The sequence below is a fragment of the Afipia sp. DC4300-2b1 genome, from assembly GCF_049895725.1.
Taxonomy (GTDB): domain Bacteria; phylum Pseudomonadota; class Alphaproteobacteria; order Rhizobiales; family Xanthobacteraceae; genus Afipia; species Afipia broomeae.
Window position 1 is genome coordinate 395298 of record NZ_JAFCSX010000001.1, and the last position, 20925, is coordinate 416222.

Genomic DNA, 20925 nt, shown 5'->3' on the forward strand with positions numbered 1-20925 from the left:
TGTTCTGCCGCAGTGTTGCATTCCGACAACAAATTTCAGCCCGAATTTGCCCATCCAGCCGAGAGTTCCCGGCATTTCCGCCCGGTTCTCCCTCGATATCCCCACAGGGCCCTTCTGGACCCGGCTCCGATTCGCGCCCCTGAGCGCACGAATAAAGCCGCAGCGAAACCGCTGCGGCTTTTCCGAAAGGCACCAGCAAACCCGCCGAAGCAGGCCCTGATCTCAGTTGTTGCTGTCGTCGCTGCCGGAGCCGAAGCCCGATGACCAGCTGGGGGTCGACGCCGGAGCCGGGCTGGACCAGCTCGATTCGGACGCCGGAGCCGGCTCGGCGGCCGGAGCAGCAGCGGGCTTCGGAGCGCGCTTCTTCGCAGCCTTCTTAGGAGCGGCCTTCTTCGGCGCAGCGGCCTTTTTGGCAGAGGATTTTTTCGCCGACTTCTTGGCGGATTTCTTTGCGGATTTTTTGGCCGCCCTCTTGGCGGACTTCTTCACGGCCTTCTTCGCGGACTTCTTTGCCGATTTCTTTGCAGCCTTCTTGGCGGTCTTCTTGGCCGCCATCAGCTTCTTTGCTTTTTTAGCCTTCGATTTCTTCTTCTTAGCTTTAGCCATTGTGGTCCTCCTGTTTCCGCCGGCCGCATCTCAGCCGGCGTTCAGGCACTCCCAACGCGGGGGCCCTTCATTGATCTCGTCAATAAATCCGGTCGAGGACCGCCTGTCGCCCAGTCGAGCAGCTCAATCGTATGCACCACAGGGACTGACGTTCCATCGGTACTTTCCACAGAGCCGATCTGCACCATGCAGCCGATGTTGCCGGCAGAGACAACGTCCGGCTTCGTCGATGCGATGTTGGCGATCTTTCGTTCGCGTAGTCGCTTCGCAATGTCGGGCTGGAGGATGTTGTACGTTCCCGCCGAACCGCAACACAGATGACTCTCCGGCACATCTTTCACCACGAATCCGCTCTTGGAAAGCAATTCTTTCGGAAGCTGTGTGATTTTCTGTCCGTGCTGCAACGAACATGCGGAGTGATACGCGACGACGAGATCGTTTTTGCCTTGCGGCCACGCGATGTCGAGACCTGCAAGGTACTCGGTGATGTCCTTCGCAAGGGCTGAAATACGTGCGGCTTTTGCTGCAAACACGCGGTCTTCTCGCAGCATGTAGCCATAGTCCTTGATGGTCGTGCCGCATCCCGACGTGGTCACGAGGATGGCGTCGAGACCGTTCCTGTCGATCTCATTTGTCCACACCTCGATGTTCGCGCGTGCGCGTTTCAGCGCATCGCCATCGTGGCCCATGTGATGAGTGAGAGAGCCGCAGCACTGCTCATCGGCCACCAGCACCACCTCGATGCCCTGGCGGGTCAGCATCCGGATCGCCGCCTGGTTGATGCCGGGAGACAGAACCTGCTGGGCACAGCCCTGCAGCAGCGCAACGCGGCCGCGCCTTTGACCCTCGGCGGGGAAGACCGTGCCACCGGATGGCCCGGCCGCAGGCAGGCGTGCCGGTGCAAGCGCGAGCATGGCGCGAAGACGGCCGAAGAACGTCGGCGTGGTCCGGCCTGCGGGCGAGGCCGGCAGCAAGGCTGCGAACGGCCGTGCGATGCGCGCCGCAATCATGCTGACCCGGAACAGGCCGGGGCGAGGAAGAACATAAGCGAGGACGCCGCGCAGAAACCGCTCCGGCAGCGGCCGCGCATACTCTTCCTCGACCTTGACCCGCGCCTGATCGACGAGGTGCATGTAGTTCACCCCCGAGGGGCAGGTGGTCATGCAGGCGAGGCACGACAGGCAGCGATCGATGTGCTTGACCACCTCCTGCGTCGGCTTGCGGTCGTTCTCCAGCATGTCCTTGATCAGGTAGATCCGGCCGCGCGGGCTATCGAGTTCGTCGCCCAGCAGGACGTAGGTCGGACAGGTCGCGGTGCAGAATCCGCAATGGACGCAGGCACGCAGGATCTTGTCTGCTTCCCGGATGTCGGGATCGGCGAGTTGGGCGAGGGAAAATTCGGTCTTCATGGGTTGCCGTTCCGGATCATGTGCGCACCATCCGGCCGCGATTGAGAATGTTTTTCGGATCGAAGCTCGTCTTGACGCGGCGGCCGAGCGCAGCGACGCCGGCGTCCTGCGGATGAAAGACGTCGACCGTATTGCGGACCTCGTCGGTGGCGCGAATGAGCGTGGCGTGGCCGCCGACCGGCTTCAGCCGCTGCCGAAGCAGCGCCGCGTGGGCATCGGCCACAGGCGGCAGCGCCGCCCAGATCAGCCCTCCGCCCCAGTCGTAGATCACGTCGCCGCCGGTCTCGCGCGCCAGCGCCTGGCCGAATGCGCCGCCGGAAGCCGGCGGACAGACGATGCGCCAGACCGGCCACGCGCCCAGCGATCCCGATGCCGCGAAAGGCGCGACGTCGCGGAGCGATGCCCAGACCGCCGCGGAAGCGTCGTCCTCGATCATCTCGGCGGTCCCGAACGACGCGAGCGCCTTGCTCACCGAGCCCGCGCGATGAGGCACTGACGCCCCGATGCCTTCGAGACGGATCAGCGTCACCGCCTGCTGTGATGATCCAAGACCGGCGAGCCCGCCTCCCGTATCCCGGAAGACAGACAACGGAAGGTGCGCCACACCGGACACGTCATAGGGCGATCCGAGCGCTGCGGTCATGGCCCGGTTCGCTACGGCGTCGTCGAGGCCGCGCAGCACCAGCGTCCGCTCGGTTTCTGCTTTCGGCATCACCTTGAGCGTCACCTCGGTCATCACCGAGAGGGTGCCCCACGATCCCGCGAGCAGCTTGCAGAGATCATAGCCGGTGACGTTCTTCACCACCTTGCCGCCGGTCTTGAACGAATCCCCGAAGCCCGAGACCGCGTTTGCGCCGAGCAGATGGTCGCGCACGCCGCCGGCCTTGATGCGGCGGGGGCCCGCAAGTCCGGCCGCGATCATGCCGCTGACCGTCCCTGCCCCGCGCGGCGTACCCAGCAGCACCGAGGTATCCATCGGGTCGAATGCGAATTGCTGGTTCTTGGAATCGATCAGCGACAGCAGATCGGCCATCGGTGCCCCGGCCTGCACGGTGACGATCAGCTCATTCGGCTCGTATGACGTCACCGCATTCAGTGCGGACAGATCGAGCACCGCATTGGTGGCCATCGGCAGTCCAATGGCACGCTTGCTGCCGTGCCCGACGATCTCAAGCGGCTGTTCGGCGGCGAGCGCATCGCGCACCGCCTGCTCCACATCACCGGCATCGCGTACCTTCAACGTATCCACGCCCTGTCCTGTCTCGTTTGCATGCGAAGCTGACCCGGCGAGCGGTTCTCTCGATCCTGGGTCATCGGTTTAAAATCGCGGAATATCGGGGAAGGCGAGCTTTCCGCCATGGACGTGAACACGCCCGAGTTCGGCGCAGCGGTGCAGGGTCGGAAACACCTTGCCGGGGTTGAGCAGCCCCTGGGTATCGAACGCACATTTCAGCCGCTGCTGCTGCGCCAGATCGATATCGCTGAACATCTCGGGCATCAGGTCGCGCTTCTCGACACCGACACCGTGCTCGCCAGTCAGCACGCCGCCGAGCTTGACGCAAAGCCGCAGGATGTCGGCGCCGAAGGCTTCCGCCTTGTCCATCTCCTCGGCGATATTGGCATCGTAGAGAATGAGCGGATGCAGGTTGCCGTCGCCGGCATGGAACACGTTGGCAACGCGCAGTCCGTATTTTTCGGACAGGTCGCGAATCCCGGCCAGTGCTTCCGGCAGCTTGCCGCGCGGAATGGTGCCGTCCATGCACAGATAATCCGGCGACAACCGCCCGACCGCCGGAAACGCCGCCTTGCGCCCGGACCAGAACAGCAGCCGTTCCTGCTCGGAATTCGATATCTGCAGGGTGGTCGACCCGCATCCGCGCGCGATCTTCTCCACACGCTCGATCAGTTCATCCACCTCAGCTTTCGGCCCGTCGAGTTCGATGATCAGGAGCGCCTCGACATCGAGGGGATAGCCCGCGTGCACGAAGGCTTCCGCGGCGACGATGGCGTTCTTGTCCATCATTTCCATGCCGCCCGGTATGATTCCCGCGCCGATGATGTTGGCGACACATTGCCCGGCGGCCTCGATCTCCGCGAAGCCGACCATCAGCGCCCGCGCGGTCTCCGGCTTTTGCAGGATGCGCACCGTGACTTCGGTGACGACGCCGAGCAGGCCTTCAGAGCCCGTGATAACTCCCATCACGTCGTAGCCGTCGGTTTCCGGCGCCTTGCCGCCAATCCGCAGGATTTCGCCGGTGATCAGGACGAATTCGCAGCCCAGCACGTTGTTGGTGGTCATGCCGTATTTCAGGCTGTGAACGCCGCCGGAATTTTCCGCGATGTTGCCGCCGATCGAGCAGGCGATCTGCGACGACGGGTCGGGCGCATAGTAAAATCCCTCGTGCGCGACAGCCTGGCTGATGGCGAGATTGGTCACGCCCGGCTCGACCACCGCCACGCGGTTCTCGAAATCGATCTCGCGCACCCGCTTGAACTTGCCGAGCCCGAGCAGCACGCCGTCCGCCAGCGGCAGCGAGCCGCCGGACAGCGACGTCCCCGAACCGCGCGGCACGACCTTGATGCCGTTGTCATGGCAGTATTTCAGGACCTGCGAGACCTGCTCGGTGGTATCTGGCAGCACCACGACCATCGGCGGCTGGCGATAGGCCGTCAGCGCATCGGACTCATAAGGCTGCATTTCCCGTGCGCTCGAAATCACGCCTTCACCCGGCACGATCTTTTGCAGGGCCGCGACGATCTCGTCACGGCGGGCGAGCACTGCCTGATCGGCTTCAGGCATCATGATGGACATACGCGCACTCCAAAAAACGGCGCGTCGTATCACGCCTTGCTGTTCTGATATATCAGCATGTCTTGCACTATTTGAACAGTTCCAAACCGGAATAGCGAATCTGAGTTCGCCGCATTTCACATGCCTGGAGACATTCGGGTTCGAAAGAACATGAGGATGGACCGGGCGGCGTCTATCCGACCAGAGCACCCAGCTCCCGCCGCACAGGCATCACCGGCATCACCGCCTGCACCACGAGGCCGCGGGCGCGGGCATCGAGCACACCGACAGCCCGCAGCGCGAACAGCGTGATCGCCTGCACCGAGTCGCGCAGCTTCACCGGATCGTCGATATCGTCAGGCGCCAGCGGGCCCACCAGCGATTCGTGGAGCGCCCCGATCAGGGCCGTCGCGGCCAGCGAAATGTCCTGCGCCGGAAGGTGCCCTGCCCGGACCGCAGCCTCGATGCGCGTTTCCAATTCGGCGGCGATCTCGCGGCGGCTGGCGATGCGGGATTCGGTGACATCGACATCGACCGGCTCGGCGAGAATGCCCCAGGCGAGCTTGCGATTCGACACGACATGCACGGCGATGGTGGTGACAGCCGCGGCAAGCGCCGACGACGGCCCGGGTGCGGCATCGGCGGCACGCCGAATCGCGGTGAGCTCCGCCCGCGAAACATCCGCGATCAGTTCGGAGATCAGGTCGGCTTTCGAGGGAAAGTAGCGATAGACCGTGCCCGCGGCGACATTGGCCCGAGTAGCGACCGGCGCGATCTGAACCGCAGCCATTCCGCCTTCAGCAGCCGCATCGCGGGCTGCCGCAAGGATGGCGTTGCGGCGTGCCGCAAGGCGTTTAACGACCTGATGAGTTCGCCTGTAAACCATTGATGGCGTTCGTCTCCCAAAAAGAAGTGAACACCAGTTCAAAAGCGGAGACAAGCATTTCGATGAGTCGCGATTCAAATTCGCAGTGCAGCAAAAAGATACTTCGGTTTCGGTGCGATTGCCTGCGAAATCCGGCCCGGCTTTTTCCGAAATCAGCCGCTGAATCCGAGCGCGCGCGCCAGTGCCGCCACGGCCATGCCGGTGATGACGGCGACGAACTCATTGCGCCGGATAATGGTGATCGCGATCGCCGCACCGATGGCGAACAGCACGACTGCGCCGCCATTGACGGCAACCGGAAGGGACGCGGCAACGATGATTGAACCCGGCAGCGCATCCAGCATCCGCCGCACGCGCGGGGTGATGGTGACGTAGCCCATCAGCCAGTAGCCACCGAGACGCGAAGCGACCGTCACCGCCGTCATCACCGCGAAGGCGATCATCACATCGGAGCGCATGAACTCGCTCATGCCGCACCTGTGGGCCCTGCGGCCTCAACTGGCGGATCCTCCATCAACCCGGCGCTGATCGCACCGGACAGCGCGCCGGCAATGATGAACCACCAGCCCGGCACCAGCCAGTGAACGGTGAGCGCCACAGCACCCGCAACGGCCCACGGGATCGCCCGTCGCGGGCCTTTCCAGGCCGGCACCAGCATCGCCGCATAGAACGCCGGCACCACAAGATCGACGCCGTACTTCTTCGGATCGCTCAATTGCCCCGCGAGCAGATAGCCCGGCAGCGACGACACGAACCACAGGACGTACAGCACGATGCCCCCGCCGACGAAGAACGATGCATCGGCGCCGCCATGATTGCGGTAGCGCGTGGCGGCTAGCCAGCCGCCGTCGGTCACCAGCAACATCGACGGATACGACTGCCACCACGGCAGCGTGCCGAACCATGGGCGCAGGCTGGCGCTCATCAGCGAGAACCGGATATTCACGGTCGCCGTCAGCAACGCCAGCGTCGCGATCGAAGACACCGTCAGCGTATCGGGCCAGGATGAGACCGCGACGAACTGCGACAGCCCGCCGTAAACGAAAGCCATCATCACCTGCACTTCGGTGAGGGTGAAATTCTTCTGCGCACAGAGCGCGCCGAACGCCATGCCGAAGGCCAGCGTGCCGGGCAGCATCGGCGAAATGGCATAGATTCCCGGCGCGATGCCTTTGCGCGACCAGTAGGCCGGCGCGTGGAAATGATCCGGGTGGGATGTAGCAGGCGTAGTCATCTTTGCATCTGCGTGAACGCGCTCTTGCGTGCGGCGGATGTGAATACGGGTCAAGCCATGCGCGTGCGGGCCTGCCCCTCGTTTCCAACAGATCATCTGCGTGCAAACAAAAAGGCCGGTCCAAAGACCGGCCTTTTCAATTCGATATGGAGGGCGCTTACGCCTGCGGCTGCGGCTCGAGACCGGCATCCGGACGCGGACGCGGCTTGCCGGCGGGCGGCACCGCCGAAGTGCGCGGCCCGGTCGGCTCCAGCACCGATTCGCGGTTCGGCTTCTTGCCGGCCAACAGATCGGTGATTTCGTCGCCCGACAGAGTCTCGAACTCGAGCAGGCCCTTCGCCAGGGTTTCGAGGTCGGCGCGCTTCTCGGTGAGAATGCGCGTCGCTTCCTTGTAGCCCTCTTCGACGAAGCGGCGGATTTCCTTGTCGATCTTCTGCACGGTTGCCTCGGAGGCGTTCTGCGTGCGTGACACCGACATGCCGAGGAATACCTCGTCCTGGTTCTCGCCGTAGGACACCGTGCCGAGTTCTTCCGACAGACCCCAGCGCGTGACCATCATGCGGGCAAGCCGTGTGGCCTGCTCAATGTCGGACGATGCACCGGAGGTGACCTTCTCCTTGCCGAAGATCAGTTCTTCCGCCACGCGTCCACCCATCATGATGGCAAGACGCGAGGTCATCTGCTCGAGCGACATTGACAGCTTGTCGCGCTCAGGCAGTTGCATGACCATGCCCAGCGCACGGCCGCGCGGAATGATGGTCGCCTTGTGGATCGGATCGGTCGCGACGACGTTGAGGCCGACGATGGCGTGACCGCCCTCGTGATAGGCCGTCAGCAGCTTCTCTTCCTCGGTCATGACCAGCGACTTGCGCTCCGCGCCCATCATCACCTTGTCCTTGGCCTCTTCGAACTCGGCCTGGGTCACCATGCGCTTGTTACGGCGTGCGGCGGTCAGTGCGGCCTCGTTGACGAGGTTCATCAGGTCAGCGCCGGAGAAGCCCGGGGTGCCGCGTGCGATGGTCTTGAGGTTGATGTCCGGCGCCAGCGGCACCTTGCGGACATGGACCTTGAGGATCTGCTCGCGGCCGACAACGTCCGGATTCGGCACCACGACCTGACGGTCGAAACGGCCGGGACGCAGCAGCGCGGGATCAAGCACGTCCGGACGGTTGGTCGCGGCAATGAGGATCACGCCCTCGTTGGCCTCGAAGCCATCCATCTCGACCAGCAACTGGTTCAGGGTCTGCTCGCGCTCGTCATTGCCGCCTCCAAGGCCGGCGCCGCGATGACGGCCGACCGCGTCGATTTCGTCGATGAAGATGATGCACGGCGCGTTCTTCTTGGCCTGCTCGAACATGTCGCGCACGCGGCTTGCGCCGACGCCGACGAACATTTCGACGAAGTCAGAACCCGAGATCGTGAAGAACGGCACATTGGCTTCGCCGGCGACCGCACGCGCGATCAGCGTTTTACCGGTACCCGGAGGGCCGACCAGCAGCACGCCGCGTGGAATACGTCCGCCGAGGCGCTGGAACTTGCCCGGATCGCGCAGAAACTCGACGATCTCCTGCAGATCCTGCTTGGCTTCATCGACGCCCGCGACGTCCTCAAACGTCACGCGGCCATGAGCCTCGGTCAGCATCTTCGCGCGCGACTTGCCAAAGCCCATGGCCTTGCCAGCGCCGCCCTGCATCTGCCGCGACAGGAAGATCCACACGCCGATCAGCGCGATGAACGGCAGCCATGACACCAGCAGCGACACGAACCACGGCACGTTGTCGCCCGGCGGCTTGGCGGTGATCGAGACCTTGCCGTCGTAGAGGCGCTTGATCAGCGTCGGGTCGTTCGGCGCGTAGGTATGGAAGGTCGAACCGTTGGTGAAGGTGCCGTTGATGTCCGGCCCCTGGATGACCACGTCGCGGACGCGGCTCTGGTCAACCTCGGTCAGAAGCTGGGAGAACGAAATGTCCTGCGAGGCGGCCCGCTGCCCCGGATTCTGGAACAACGTGAATAATGCCAACAGCAGCAAGACGATGATGACCCAGAGGGCGAAATTGCGCAGATTGGCGTTCATTGGGCTTCCTTCGTGACCGCATGGATCGCGGCCTGATGTCCTTGGGTTTTCAACACGTTTTCGGTGCGGGTTGCATTACAATCTAGGTGTGGTGCCCCCGGATGCCAAGGGAACCTCTCGGGACTATTTAACGCATCTTAACGCCATTCCGGGTGAAATAAGGGCGGTTTGGCGGGGCTGTTTCAACCGTGGTTAAGGCAAACCAGCCATCCGCCGGCCGCGCCGCGGCGCGGGGCCGATGTGGATACGCTGGTTCTGGATGCTGATGAGGGCTCCGGCCAGCGTCTGCTTCAGTTGAACGCCCCGACCCGGCTTCTTCGCAGCCGTCGCCCTGTCCATCGCCTGCAACAACGCCTCGACCTTGCCGAGTTCCGCCGGCCCCTCATGACCGGCGCGGTCAATCGCGCGCATCAGCAGCCTCACCCGGATTTCATCGGACAGGGCCGCGAAGGCCGCGAGGTCGAAACTGCCGGAGGCCGCGCCGTTGATGCTGGCCAGATAACGCTCGGCGCCATCGGTCATGACTTCGAGCGCGGTGTTGGCGCGGGCGAGACGTGACGCAAGCCGCGCCAGCCCCCGCGCATCGGCACCCTCCGCCGCCAGCACCGGCATCAATGCGCGCAGCCGCGGGCGGGTAAAGCGCGGATCGTGATTGGTCGGGTCGTCGGCGAATGCGATTCCGGCTTTCGCAAGCGTCGTAATCAGGCGGGATTTCGGAACATCCAGAAACGGACGCGCCAGAACAACGCCGCCACGGTCCGACTGCCGCGCCATCGCCGCCAGCCCCGCGATACCGCTGCCCCGCGACAGCCGCATGATCACGGTCTCGGCCTGATCGTCCCGGGTGTGCGCGGTGAAAACGTGAGATGCGCCATAACTCGACGCAGCGCGCAGCAGCAATCGATAACGAGCATCGCGCGCGGCCGAGGGCAATCCGGTTTTGGGTTTCTCGCCGCGCCAACGAAGGGTGCGATGTTCGATGCCGAGCGCCCTCGCAAGCTGCTTGACATCGCGCGCCTCGCGCGCGGCCTCCTTGCGCAGGCCGTGATCGACCGTGATCGCGAGAAGACGCGGGCCTTTTTTCAGCGCACGCCGCCAGCGCGCGGCCAGCCACATCAGGGCCATGGAGTCCGGGCCGCCGGAGACGGCAAGCACCACCGCCGGCGCGGCCTTCCAGTCGGCGAACAGGCGTTTCGCGTCCAGAACTGAAACAGGCGACGTTTCGGCGGAGGGCATAGTGTTCAGAAGCCCGGTTTTGCCCTGACGGGGAAGAACTGCAGGCATCAGAATAGACGTTCCACCCCGTCATTGCGAGCGAAGCGAAGCAATCCACCTTTAAGGAGAATGGATTGTTGCGAGCGCTCCTCGCAATGACGGATTGATACTAGCAGCCGACCCGCTTCTGCTCGCGGGCCACACCCTGCTTCACTCCGTTCGAGGCACGGGGATACTTGCGGGTGACTTCGCCGAACGCGGCGCAGGCGGCTTCCTTTTCCTTCAGCGCTGCGAGGGACTGACCGAGACGCAGCAGCGAGTCCGGCGCTTTCGCCGAGGTGTCGAACTTCGTCGTCACACCAAGAAAAGCTTCGGCAGCGTCGCGGTACTTTTGCCGCTGGTACAGGCTCTCGCCGAGCCAATACTGCGAATCCGGCAGCAGCGCGTCGGTCGGATACTTCTGGGCGAAGTTGCGCATCGTCTCTTCGGCAAGCGCGTAGTCCTTGCGCTGGATGTAGCCGATGCCGAGATCGAACTCGTCACGCGGTGTCGCCGACGGCGGCAAGGTGGTCAGCGATGCGGTGGTGTTCGGAGCCTGCTGCGGCACGGGACGCTGCGCCGGCGCGCCATAAGGATCGCGCGGACCGCCGACATTCGACAGATCAAGCGGCTCGCCTGCATCTCGTCCGCCCGGCGCACCGACCTGACCGCCGGACAGCGGCGCCTGCCCGCCGCCCAGCGCACGGGGCACACCCGGCGCATTCGGATTCTGGCTTGGATCGAAGGCATCGCCGCGGCGGCCGCTGCTGGCGACAGGTGCTGCGATCACCGCCGGGCCCGGACCGGCGGGCGGCTGCTGATAACCAGGATTGGGCTGGTAGCCGGGATTGGGCTGAGGCTGCGGCGCGGCAACGACGTTCGGTGCGACGGGGCGAGGCGCTGCGGCCTGACCGGGCTGCGCCGGCTGGGCGCCCTGCAACGCCCGCAACTGCTCTTCGAGCTGGCGGTTGCGATACTGCAATTCCTCATTCTGCCCGGTCAGCGTGCGAAGCTGATTTTCCAGCCGCTCGATGCGCATTTCGGGATCGAGATCCTGCTGCGCGACCGCGCCGACAGGCAGCCACGCGGGCGCGAATGCGAGCACCGCACAGACGAGAATTTGAAATCTGGATGACATTTTGACCCGAAAAACAGTAAGGGCATCGCTTTTCAAAGCGACCAAGATTGAACGGTTCAGTACGCCAAAAATATGGCTTCCGACAGCGGCGCGTTGCCTCAGCACGATCGCTTTCGAGGTCATACCTGCACCCGCTCCAAAACAAAACGGCGCCCGCAGGCGCCGCTTTTAGAAGCTATCGACCAACGCTCTTACGAGCTGGCGTTGAGCACGGTCACAGCGCGGCGGTTCTGCGACCAGCACGAGATGTCGTTACAGACCGCCACCGGGCGCTCCTTGCCGTAGGAGATCGTCCGCATGCGGCCGGGATCGATGCCGCGCGAGGCGAGGAAGCTGCGAACCGACTGTGCACGTTTCGCGCCGAGCGCGATGTTGTACTCGCGGGTGCCGCGCTCGTCCGCATGACCTTCGATCGTGAAGGAATAGCGGTTGTACTGCTGCAGCCACTGCGCCTGCTTGTCCAGGGTCGCGATCGCCTGCGGCGACAGTTCGGTCTGGTCGCTCTCGAAGAACACGCGGTCGCCGACGTTGACCACGAAATCCTGCTGGCTGCCCGGCACTGCCGCGCTCGCCATGGCATCGCCGCCGACTCCGGTCTTGTTGGCGCAGGCGCCCATCGACAGCGCCACGGCCAAAACGGCGGCAAGCTTCAATCCCTGGAGGATACGCATCTGATGTTTCATTCCGGAGCCTCCACGCTCTGGTTCTGATGACTAGGGGTCCGGTCTACAGCGGCTTGGTTAAGCGAACGTTCCGTCAACCTTGATGAGGCGTTGCCGGAGACACTCAAATGCCCCACATCCGGCAAAACCGGTCCCGATGGTTAATGCGGTATGAATATGGCGCGACGGTGAATGCGCCAAGTAAAAAGGGCCCCCGCCTGCGGCTGGGACCCTTTATTCGTGGGAAGTTTGGCTGTTACGCGATGACGGCGGCTCAGGACCGCGGAGCGATGGTCGCCTTGGCAAACGGAAACTGCGGCAGGGTCAGAACCGGCGCCGACTCGACAAGCAGCTGGCTGCGCTCGAACAGCTTGCGGCGTTCAAAGAAGCTTGAGCGGAAATAAGGGTAACGGGCAAAGACCCGCTCGCGCATGGCCGCATAGTCGACCGCCATGAGGCAGATCGGCTTGGTGAGGCTCGGATAATCCCGCGGCTCGCTGATCGACCTGTGCAGGAACACCCGGCGGTAGAAAGCCTGATGTTCGGCGCGCACGCTGGCCAGCCCGATGTCCGCATCGAAGTACTCGCAGGCCATGTAGGCAAGGCGCAGCGTAACATACGGCAGTTCGGGGGAGCGGGCTTCGCGATCGGGATCCGCAACAAACCGTGTCGGATCGATCAGCACCCGGCCCTTGGCGATTTCGGGTTCGAGCAGATCGGGGAAAACCCCCAGCGACGGACAGGCCGGCGTCTCCGGTGACGATACCGTGATGCGCAGCGAACTCATCAGTACGCCATCGCGATACACGCCAAAATTCCAGGAGTTAGGAAGATCGTCGTACTGGTCCTGAACCATCTGCTGCGCATTGGGTACGATGGCCCCTTCGCGCAGATAGGCGCGATAGCGCAAACGATAGATCTGTTCTTTTTCGGCCTGCGTTTCCGCAAGCCTGTAGTCCACAGCTTCCAGCGGATAGCTGATCCGTTCCGACGGACGGCCGGTCGTTCGGACAGCAGAGACCATTTTCGATGCTCCGACGAGCGATACGACGGTACCGCGCCACATGAAAAGAGGTTAATACCTTCTTAACGAAATCGCAAAGCGTTGCATGAGTTAACCTTAACCCGTTCAACTGTGCGCGCGATGAATTGGCATTGCAGTCATGTCGGTTGCGGAGATGACGTTCGAGTGCCGTGCGCTGTCAGCGCAGAGTCTGCCGGATCGGGATAACGTCCTTGCTGACAGTGCCATGCGAGGCCTTCAGCAGTTCGCGCACCCGCGCCGCCGGCACTGGACGGCTGAACAGGAAGCCTTGCGCTTCGGTGACGGTGCCCTCGGCGCTGATGAGCTCGAGCTGCTCGTTGGTCTCGATGCCCTCGACCACAACCGACATGCCGAGATCGGCGCTGAGGCGTGCGACGCCGCGCAACAGCGTCAGCGGCCGCTGGCTGCCGATATCCTCAAGGAACGAGCGATCGATCTTCACCTTCTGAAGCGGGAAATTGTGCAGATAGCTCAGGCTTGAATAGCCGGTGCCGAAATCGTCGAGCGAGATGCGAACGCCGGCCTCGCGCAACTGCGTCAGCACATCGAGAGTCCACTGCGTGTTGCGCAGCAGCGACGACTCGGTGATTTCAATTTCAAGCCGGTGCGCCGGCAGCCCGGAGACCTCGAGCGCATAACGGACTTCTGTCATCACATCGCGCTGATGGAATTGCTGCGGCGAGAAATTGACCGCAACGCTGACCGGATCCGGCCACTTCATGCACTCCATGCACGCCTTGCGCAGAATCCAGCGGCCCAGATCGACGACGAGACCCATGTCCTCCACGACCGGAATGATCTCGGCCGGAGAAACGGCGCCGCGCGTCGGATGATTCCAGCGCAGCAGCGCTTCGCAGGTCGAGATGCGGCCCGACTTGAGATTGACCAGCGGCTGATAATAAAGCTCGAACTCTTCATGCGCGAGCGCGTGACGCAGATCCAGTTCGAGCACGCGCCGCGTTTCGACCGTGTGCGCCATCTCCTCGCGGAAGAAGCAGAAGGTGCCGCGGCCGTCGGCCTTGGCGCGATAGAGCGCCATGTCGGCGTTCTTGAGCAGGATATCGACGCTGGTCTCGGCCGACGTCATCGCGATGCCGATGCTCGCGCCGATCTCGACCAGATGATGGTCGATCTCGTAACGCTCGCTGAGGCGATCGACGATTCTGCGCGCAAGCGACGCTGCGTCCTCAGTGGACTGGATTCCACGCTGAAACACCACAAATTCGTCGCCGCCGAAACGCGCGACGAAATCCTCCGGCCGCAGCAAGCGGCGCAGCCGCGCCGTCACCGCGCAAAGCAGCTTGTCGCCGCTCGGATGGCCGAGAGTATCGTTGACCTGCTTGAACTGATCGAGATCGATGAACAGCAGGGCGGAGAGAGGCGCACGGCTCGAGTTCAGCATCTGGCCAATCTCGTCGCGGAAGTGCACGCGGTTGGGCAGCCCCGTCAATTCGTCGAACCGCGCCATATGGCCGATCTTGGCCTCGGCATTCCGGCGCGCGGTAATGTCTTCGACCAGGACGACCGTGCCGCCATCCGCCATCGGCTCGAAGGTCCATGCCAGCGCCCGCTCTTCGGTACCGGTGGAATAGAGTGTGACGATCTCGGCCTGCTGCTGTCTCGCGGTCTGGGCGATGATGGTATCGGCGTTGGCCGCCGTCAGCGTGCCGGCCTTGAGGCAGGCGGCAACGACTTCGGCCGCGGACGCGCCAGATCCGATCAGATCGGTCTTCAGTCCCATCATGTAATGGAAGCGATAGTTCATGACGGCGAGGCAGCCGTTTGCATCGAACATGCAAAGACCGTGCGGCATGTTGTTAAGCGCGGTGTCGAACTGCGCGGCGATCGACGCCTCGCGCTCGTTGGCCAGCAGCGCCTTCACGAAAATCGAATGCAGGCTCAGGTTGATGTCCTTCAACCCGAGGAAAAACAGCACCAGCAGACCCGCCAGCCCGATGTGGTAAAGATCGCCATGAACCGCGAGCGCGAGGGACATCGGCCCGCAGGAGAGCAGGATGTGGAGCTGGACGATACGCGGGCGGCCGTAGTTGCGCGCAGCACCTCCGCCGGTATAGGCGATGGTCACCGTCGTACAGAGCATATGGGCGATCGGATCGTCGGTGCCGAGCAGCACGATCGCGCACCAAAGTCCGAGCACTCCGGCGTAGAGCATCGCGCCAAGCATGTAGCGCGGCTCGAAATCGGCGGCCTGTTCAGGGGAAAGAACCGTCGTGCGCTTCTCGTATTTGCGCATCTGGATCGCGCGCGCGATACCGATGGTGATGATCAGCACCGCGCACGGCCAGATCGGAGCGTAGCCGGTCTTGAGCGCCGTCATCAAAGCCGCAGCGGCGGCACAGATAGCCCCGAACAACATCGGCCAGGAATTCTGGCACATGGAATCGACCAGCGCCGCGTAGATCGACGGCGACAGGGTCTCTTCGTCCGGGCTCTTCTTTCGATGAAGCAGTTGCATTTGGGCGCGCGCACGTCCTTTTGAACGGCTCAAGCTTTACCCACCGCAGATGAAGTCTTTCTGAGGGAACATCGTTACTTATGTCTTGCCGCGATCAGCCACGGACAAAATCTGCCAATAAATTCAGCAGAATAACAAACCCTGGCGGCCGGGCTGAAAAAACCCGGCCAGGATTTTAAGACTTCGTTTACGAAAGCAGCGGCGACCACGCCGGGTCGGAAGCAAAGCCCGGTGTCGGCACCTTCTGCTCGTTGCGTCCGGAAATATCCACTGTGTAAAGCGACGGCCCGCCCCCCGCTTCGCGGAAGAACATCACGACACGGCCGTTCGGCGCAAAGGTCGGTCCTTCGTTGTGAAACCCGGAGGTGAGGATGCGTTCGCCCGAACCGTCCGGCTTCATGATGCCGATCGAGAACTGGCCGCCGCCCTGCTTGGTGAAGGCGATATAGTCGCCGCGCGGCGACCAGACCGGCGTCGAATAGCTGCCCTCGCCAAACGAGATGCGCTGGGCCGCGCCGCCGTTTGCACCCATCACATAGATCTGCGGCTTGCCGCCACGATCGGACTCGAAACAGATCCGCCCGCCATCCGGCGCATAGGACGGCGATGTGTCGATCGCCGGCGTGTCGGTCAATCGCGTCATCGACTTGGAGCGCAGATCCATCACGAACAGGTTGGAGTTGCCGCCCTGCTGCATGCTCATCACGATGCGCTGGCCATCGGGAGAGAACCGCGGCGAGAACGACATGCCGGGGAAGTTGCCGACGATCTCGCGCTGGCCGGTCTCAACGTTGAAGAGATAGACGCGCGGATCGCCCTGGCCGAATTCCATGTAGGTGATTTCCTGCGTGGACGGCGAGAAACGCGGCGTCAGCACGAGGTCGGCGCCGCGGGTCAGATAGCGCACGTTGGCGCCGTCCTGATCCATCATCGCCAGGCGCTTGACGCGGCGATCTTTCGGGCCGGTCTCGTCAACGAACACCACGCGGCTGTCGAAATAGCCTTTTTCGCCGGTGAGGCGTTCATAGATCTGGTCGGAGATGATGTGCGCGATGCGGCGCCATGATTCCGGTGATGTGAAATACTGCTGGCCGGTGAGCTGTTGCGCCTGCGGCACATCCCACAGGCGGAATTCGGCCTTGAGGCGGCCATCGCCCTGCCGCGTGGCGCGGCCCGTCACCAGCGCCTGGGCGTTGATCTGACGCCAGTTCGCGAACTGCGGCGGCACGTCGATATTGGAGATGCGCTCGATGAAGGCGGCCTGATCGATCGGCGCGAACAATCCGCTGCGCTTCAGGTTGTTGGTGATGACCTGCGCGATGCCGGCTGCGACCTCGTTGTCGCCCTGCGTCCCGGGCACGAAATTGGGAATCGCAATCGGGATCGGCTGAAAGTTGCCTTCGGTGACCGTGACGCGCGCCTGCGCGAGTGCACGGCGCATCGGCGTCGCGAGCAGTAATCCCGCAGACGCGGCTCCCGTCATCATATGCCGCCGCGTGAGCTTCAATTCGGGCGCCGCGATCAGCGTCTTTGATGTGGCTCGCAAAGTCTTCGCCTGCAAAGTCTTGGCCTGCAACTCGTCCGGACCTTCGTTGTTCAAATCTCGCATCCTATCCAAATTTCATTCCGGCACCGTTGCCGTTCACGCCATCCAATTTTCGTGTCACGAAAATTTCTCGGTAAATGCCGGCTCGAAGAATTTCCACTCGTCGAAATAGGCCGCAGGCAGATTGTACGGCTGGCACTCGATGATCGCGCGCTGGGCGCTCTCCTGATAGACGCGGAAATACGGGCTCGATCCGCCCGGCAGCGGCACCGGCATGGTCTCCAGTGTGCCGTCACGTTTCAACTTGATCGTGAAGACCGCCTCGACCTTCTGCGCTTCGACGCCGCCATAAGGCTTCTTCCAGCACCGCTCCACCTGCTGGCGGAACATGGCGCCCCAGGTTGCTGAGTTGTCGGCAGCCCTGCCTCGCGCCGTGCCAAGCGCGGCCTGCGAGTTCAGCGCGGCGCCCGTGATGGACTCACGTGAGGGATCGCGCTTGTCGAGCAGGGCGGCGATCTTCGTCTGGTCGAACGTGCGTTCGGTCGGCTGCTTTTGCGGCTGAGGCGGCGCAGCCTTGACCTGCTGCGGCTTCGGAGGCTTCTTGGCCTCTTCCTTCTTCAACGCTTCGGCGATCGGATCGACTTTCGCCTGATCCGGCTTCTTCTCCGCCTGCTTCTGCTCTTCCTTCGGCTTGCTCTCGACCGGCTTCGGCGGATCGGGCTTTTTCTCGACCGGCTTTTCCTCGGGCTTCGGTGTCGGCGGCGGAGCGGCCTCGGTCACGACCGGGGGCTTTTTATCGTCGATCTTGCCGACGGCATCGTCCACCGGAGGCTTGGGCTCGGCGACCTTCTCAACCATCGGCTTCGGATTTTCCTTCTTGCCGGTTTTCATTCCCTGCATCGCCTTGGCGAACTGATCGGCGGAAATGATATCGACCGGAACGGAATCCTCCGGCATCGACTCGAAGGCTTTGGTCGAGAACGAGACCATGCCCCAGCCAATCACCAGGGCATGCAGTGCGACAGACGCTGCGACGGTCTTGTCGATCTTCACGTCAGTTTCCCTGCTCGACCTCGGTCACCAGAGCCACGCGCTTGAACCCTGCGGCGGACAGGCGTCCCATCACGCGCATCACGGTACCGTAATCCACCTTTGTGTCGCCGCGAACAAAGATGCGCTCATCCATGCCGCCGCGCGCCTGGGTAATTGCCGTCAATTTCGGCACCAGTTCGTTCATCGGGATCTCGGTGTTGTTGAGAAACACCTTGCCGGTGAGCTGGACCGAAACCGTCAGCGGCTCCTTGTCCTGATCGAGGCTCTTGGCCGCGGTCTGCGGCAGATCGAGCGGCACCCCGACCGTCAGCAATGGCGCGGACACCATGAAGATGATGAGCAGCACCAGCATCACGTCCACCATGGGCGTGACGTTGATCTCGGCCATGACGTTGGCGCGGCGATAGCCGCGGCGTCCGCCGCCGCCCGATCCGCCCCCGAGGCTCATGCCCATGACGAATATCCCAAGCCGTGGTTCAACCCGTTCTCCTTCACGCGCGCTCGTCGATCTGGCGCGACAGGATCGCCGAGAACTCGTCGGCGAACCCTTCAAGCCGCTGGGCCTGCCGGTTCACCTCCGAGGTGAACTTATTGTAGAAAATTGTCGCCGGAATTGCGGCGATAAGGCCGATGGCGGTGGCAAATAGCGCCTCGGCGATGCCCGGGGCGACCACCGCCAGGGAGGTGTTTTTCGACGCCGCGATGGACTGGAAGCTGGACATGATGCCCCAGACCGTGCCGAACAGGCCGACGAACGGGCTGGCGGAGCCGACCGTCGCCAGCACCAGCAACCGGCGGTCCAGCCGCTCGACCTCGCGGGCGATGGACACGCTCATCACCTTGTCGATCCGCATCTGGAGACCGGCAAAGGAGCGCGAATTGCTCTCGAACGAGCGCTTCCACTCGCGCATCGCGGCCACGAACAAGGCGGCCATCGATTGCGTCGGCTTGGCAGCCAGCGCGCGGTACAATTCGTCGATCGATTGGCCCGACCAGAACGCCTGCTCGAAACGGTCCATGGCCTTCTTGGTGCGCGCATAAAGCAGCATTTTATCGATGGCGATGGCCCAGACCCACACCGAGCACGCCAGCAAACCGAGCATGATCGTTTTCACGACAAAGTGCGCATGCCAGAACAGCGAGATCAGCGACACGTCAGCGGAGGCCAGCGGAAGGGCCGACTGCGCTACGTCTGCTGGATTCATGATCGGTATCCTCTCAAGGCGATTGTCACCTAAATTCACGCGCTAACGCGCTGGTCGCGGTCGCCGCAAGGCAATGACCGCCGCAGCGAAAGCGCCAACGCTGCCGATCGCCCCGTTCCGGTCTCGTGTCGCGTGGGATGGCCTGTCCCGAGGCCGGGCTCTGAATCCCCTGCTAACGTGTCAAAACGAGGGCTGTCAGCCCATATAACCAAACGCTAATCAGGGTTAAGGCGGGGTTACCGCAGGGCATTCAGGGCCCGAAAATGCCCTCAAAACCAACCCTGTGGCGCAGCGCGACCGCCGGTTCCAGCCCCGATCACGGCGGAAGCGCGGCAGCGCCCCGCAGCCGTCGTACCAGCGGGGTGAGTAACTGCGGTGACAGGTAAATCGGGAACTGGGCCAGCGCGAAATAGAGCCAGGTCAGTCCCGGCAACGCCCCGTCCACAGCGGCCAGCATCAGGCCCATGTTGCGCTGGGAGGCCATCAGCCCCAGCGCAAGCGCGCGCGCGAGGCCGGCCCTGCGGAACACCAGCGTGGTCACAGCCAGCAGCGCCGCAAACAGGGCGAAGGCCAGCACGAGGAGACCAAAGACGAGCAGCGGCGCCGCCCGCACGCTCGCGGCGACCGGCTCCATCACCGCGCTGACAAACACCAGCAACACCAGAATGTTGAAACCATCGATCGGCAGCTTGTGGCGGGCGATGGCCTCTACGCCGGCAAAACGGCGGATCACCGCGGCGACAAGAACCGAGCCAAAGAGGATCGCAAACAGTTTCAGCCCGAGCGCCAACGGCGAGAGCGTGAGCCCGCCTCCGAAGAACAGCCAGGCGAACAGCGGCGCGCTGAGCGGCACCAGCGCGGTCCCGGTGACGAGCGTGATCAGGACCAACGTCGAATCGAGGCCCATCAGCGCAACCAGCGCAGGCGAAGCCATCATCGGCGAGGCCACCGCCTGAAGCATCAGGCCGAGAAACAGATCCGGCGCGGACTTGTCCAGGCCGCCGATCATGCCGGCGAGGCCGAACAGCAGCGGCACCGCGAAACTGCTCCACAGCGTCGCAGCGATCACCAGCGCCGGCCGCGCGAGATAGCCGCGCATCGCCGCGACATCCACCCGCATGAACGACATACAGAGCAGAACGAATATCGCCTCGGTGACATAAGGCTTCAGCAAAACGCCGAGCGGCGGAACGGCGATGCCGATGAAAACCAGCGCCGCGATGGCCCGCGCGCCCTGACGGCCAAGCCAGGCGAGGGCCGCCACGGGAACCGCAAATGAATGCCGCATGATGCCGGACATGATGACTCCCGGAGGCCCCGTAAATCGAAGCCATGAAATCGATGAGACAGATCGATAAGAGAGATGATTTCAGTGAGTCCGAGGAAGCGGTCGAGCATGCCGTGAGTGCAAACAGGCGCTGGCACGCGACCGCGGGGATCAGCCTACCAAATGCCGCTGCATGAGACGGCTCGCCACCAGCGGCGGCGCGGTGAGATCACGTTCCTGATCATGCTGTATTCAAACCCATCCGGGCTGCGATGGCAA

The 20925-nt window shown here is 63.3% G+C and carries 18 protein-coding genes; all 18 read right to left on the minus strand.

Features of this window, described 5'->3' with window-relative positions; genetic code table 11:
• Positions 1–222 precede the first annotated feature (222 nt).
• On the minus strand, positions 223–606 hold the full coding sequence (locus ACP7AL_RS01985) for a histone (RefSeq protein ID WP_425988254.1): 384 nt from the start codon (positions 604–606) through the stop codon (positions 223–225).
• 41 nt (positions 607–647) lie between these two features.
• Positions 648–2015 (minus strand): glycolate oxidase subunit GlcF, encoded by a 1368-nt coding sequence (gene glcF, locus ACP7AL_RS01990; protein ID WP_006022249.1) that lies wholly within the window; start codon positions 2013–2015, stop codon positions 648–650.
• A 16-nt stretch (positions 2016–2031) separates the two neighbouring features.
• Positions 2032–3264: an FAD-binding protein gene (locus tag ACP7AL_RS01995; RefSeq protein WP_425988256.1), complete on the minus strand. Its 1233-nt coding sequence runs from the start codon at positions 3262–3264 to the stop codon at positions 2032–2034.
• A gap of 69 nt (positions 3265–3333) precedes the next feature.
• Positions 3334–4827, minus strand: a complete 1494-nt coding sequence (locus ACP7AL_RS02000) for an FAD-linked oxidase C-terminal domain-containing protein (protein WP_006022251.1) — start codon at positions 4825–4827, stop codon at positions 3334–3336.
• Between the two features lie 172 nt (positions 4828–4999).
• A complete protein-coding gene (locus ACP7AL_RS02005) occupies positions 5000–5692 on the minus strand; it encodes a TetR/AcrR family transcriptional regulator (protein ID WP_006022252.1) in 693 nt (230 codons plus the stop codon).
• A gap of 152 nt (positions 5693–5844) precedes the next feature.
• The gene (locus ACP7AL_RS02010; RefSeq protein WP_006022253.1) at positions 5845–6162 is read right to left on the minus strand and encodes an AzlD family protein; all 318 of its coding nucleotides are present in this window, start codon (positions 6160–6162) and stop codon (positions 5845–5847) included.
• Positions 6159–6926, minus strand: a complete 768-nt coding sequence (locus ACP7AL_RS02015; protein ID WP_425988259.1) for an AzlC family ABC transporter permease — start codon at positions 6924–6926, stop codon at positions 6159–6161. The genes ACP7AL_RS02010 and ACP7AL_RS02015 overlap by 4 nt, the downstream gene beginning before the upstream one ends.
• Positions 6927–7083: 157 nt before the next feature.
• Complete coding sequence (gene ftsH, locus ACP7AL_RS02020) at positions 7084–9000, minus strand: ATP-dependent zinc metalloprotease FtsH (RefSeq protein WP_006022255.1); 1917 nt, start codon at positions 8998–9000, stop codon at positions 7084–7086.
• Between the two features lie 192 nt (positions 9001–9192).
• Positions 9193–10236 (minus strand): tRNA lysidine(34) synthetase TilS, encoded by a 1044-nt coding sequence (gene tilS / locus ACP7AL_RS02025; protein WP_425989990.1) that lies wholly within the window; start codon positions 10234–10236, stop codon positions 9193–9195.
• Positions 10237–10384: 148 nt separating this feature from the next.
• Positions 10385–11392: a tol-pal system protein YbgF gene (gene ybgF, locus ACP7AL_RS02030; RefSeq protein ID WP_425988262.1), complete on the minus strand. Its 1008-nt coding sequence runs from the start codon at positions 11390–11392 to the stop codon at positions 10385–10387.
• Positions 11393–11583: 191 nt separating this feature from the next.
• Entirely contained in the window at positions 11584–12075 is a 492-nt protein-coding gene (pal, locus tag ACP7AL_RS02035) for a peptidoglycan-associated lipoprotein Pal (RefSeq protein ID WP_006022258.1), read from the minus strand.
• Positions 12076–12328: 253 nt separating this feature from the next.
• Positions 12329–13078, minus strand: a complete 750-nt coding sequence (locus ACP7AL_RS02040) for an N-acyl amino acid synthase FeeM domain-containing protein (RefSeq protein ID WP_425988264.1) — start codon at positions 13076–13078, stop codon at positions 12329–12331.
• Positions 13079–13256: 178 nt separating this feature from the next.
• The gene (locus ACP7AL_RS02045) at positions 13257–15575 is read right to left on the minus strand and encodes a putative bifunctional diguanylate cyclase/phosphodiesterase (RefSeq protein ID WP_425988267.1); all 2319 of its coding nucleotides are present in this window, start codon (positions 15573–15575) and stop codon (positions 13257–13259) included.
• A 187-nt stretch (positions 15576–15762) separates the two neighbouring features.
• Complete coding sequence (tolB, locus tag ACP7AL_RS02050; protein WP_051055025.1) at positions 15763–17061, minus strand: Tol-Pal system beta propeller repeat protein TolB; 1299 nt, start codon at positions 17059–17061, stop codon at positions 15763–15765.
• A 177-nt stretch (positions 17062–17238) separates the two neighbouring features.
• Positions 17239–18174, minus strand: coding sequence for a cell envelope integrity protein TolA (locus ACP7AL_RS02055; protein WP_425988269.1), 936 nt, complete (start codon positions 18172–18174; stop codon positions 17239–17241).
• 1 nt (position 18175) lies between these two features.
• Entirely contained in the window at positions 18176–18628 is a 453-nt protein-coding gene (gene tolR / locus ACP7AL_RS02060; RefSeq protein ID WP_006022264.1) for a protein TolR, read from the minus strand.
• Between the two features lie 37 nt (positions 18629–18665).
• Complete coding sequence (tolQ, locus tag ACP7AL_RS02065) at positions 18666–19379, minus strand: protein TolQ (protein WP_006022265.1); 714 nt, start codon at positions 19377–19379, stop codon at positions 18666–18668.
• Between the two features lie 316 nt (positions 19380–19695).
• The gene (locus ACP7AL_RS02070; RefSeq protein WP_425988273.1) at positions 19696–20679 is read right to left on the minus strand and encodes a Na+-dependent transporter; all 984 of its coding nucleotides are present in this window, start codon (positions 20677–20679) and stop codon (positions 19696–19698) included.
• Positions 20680–20925: the final 246 nt, after the last annotated feature.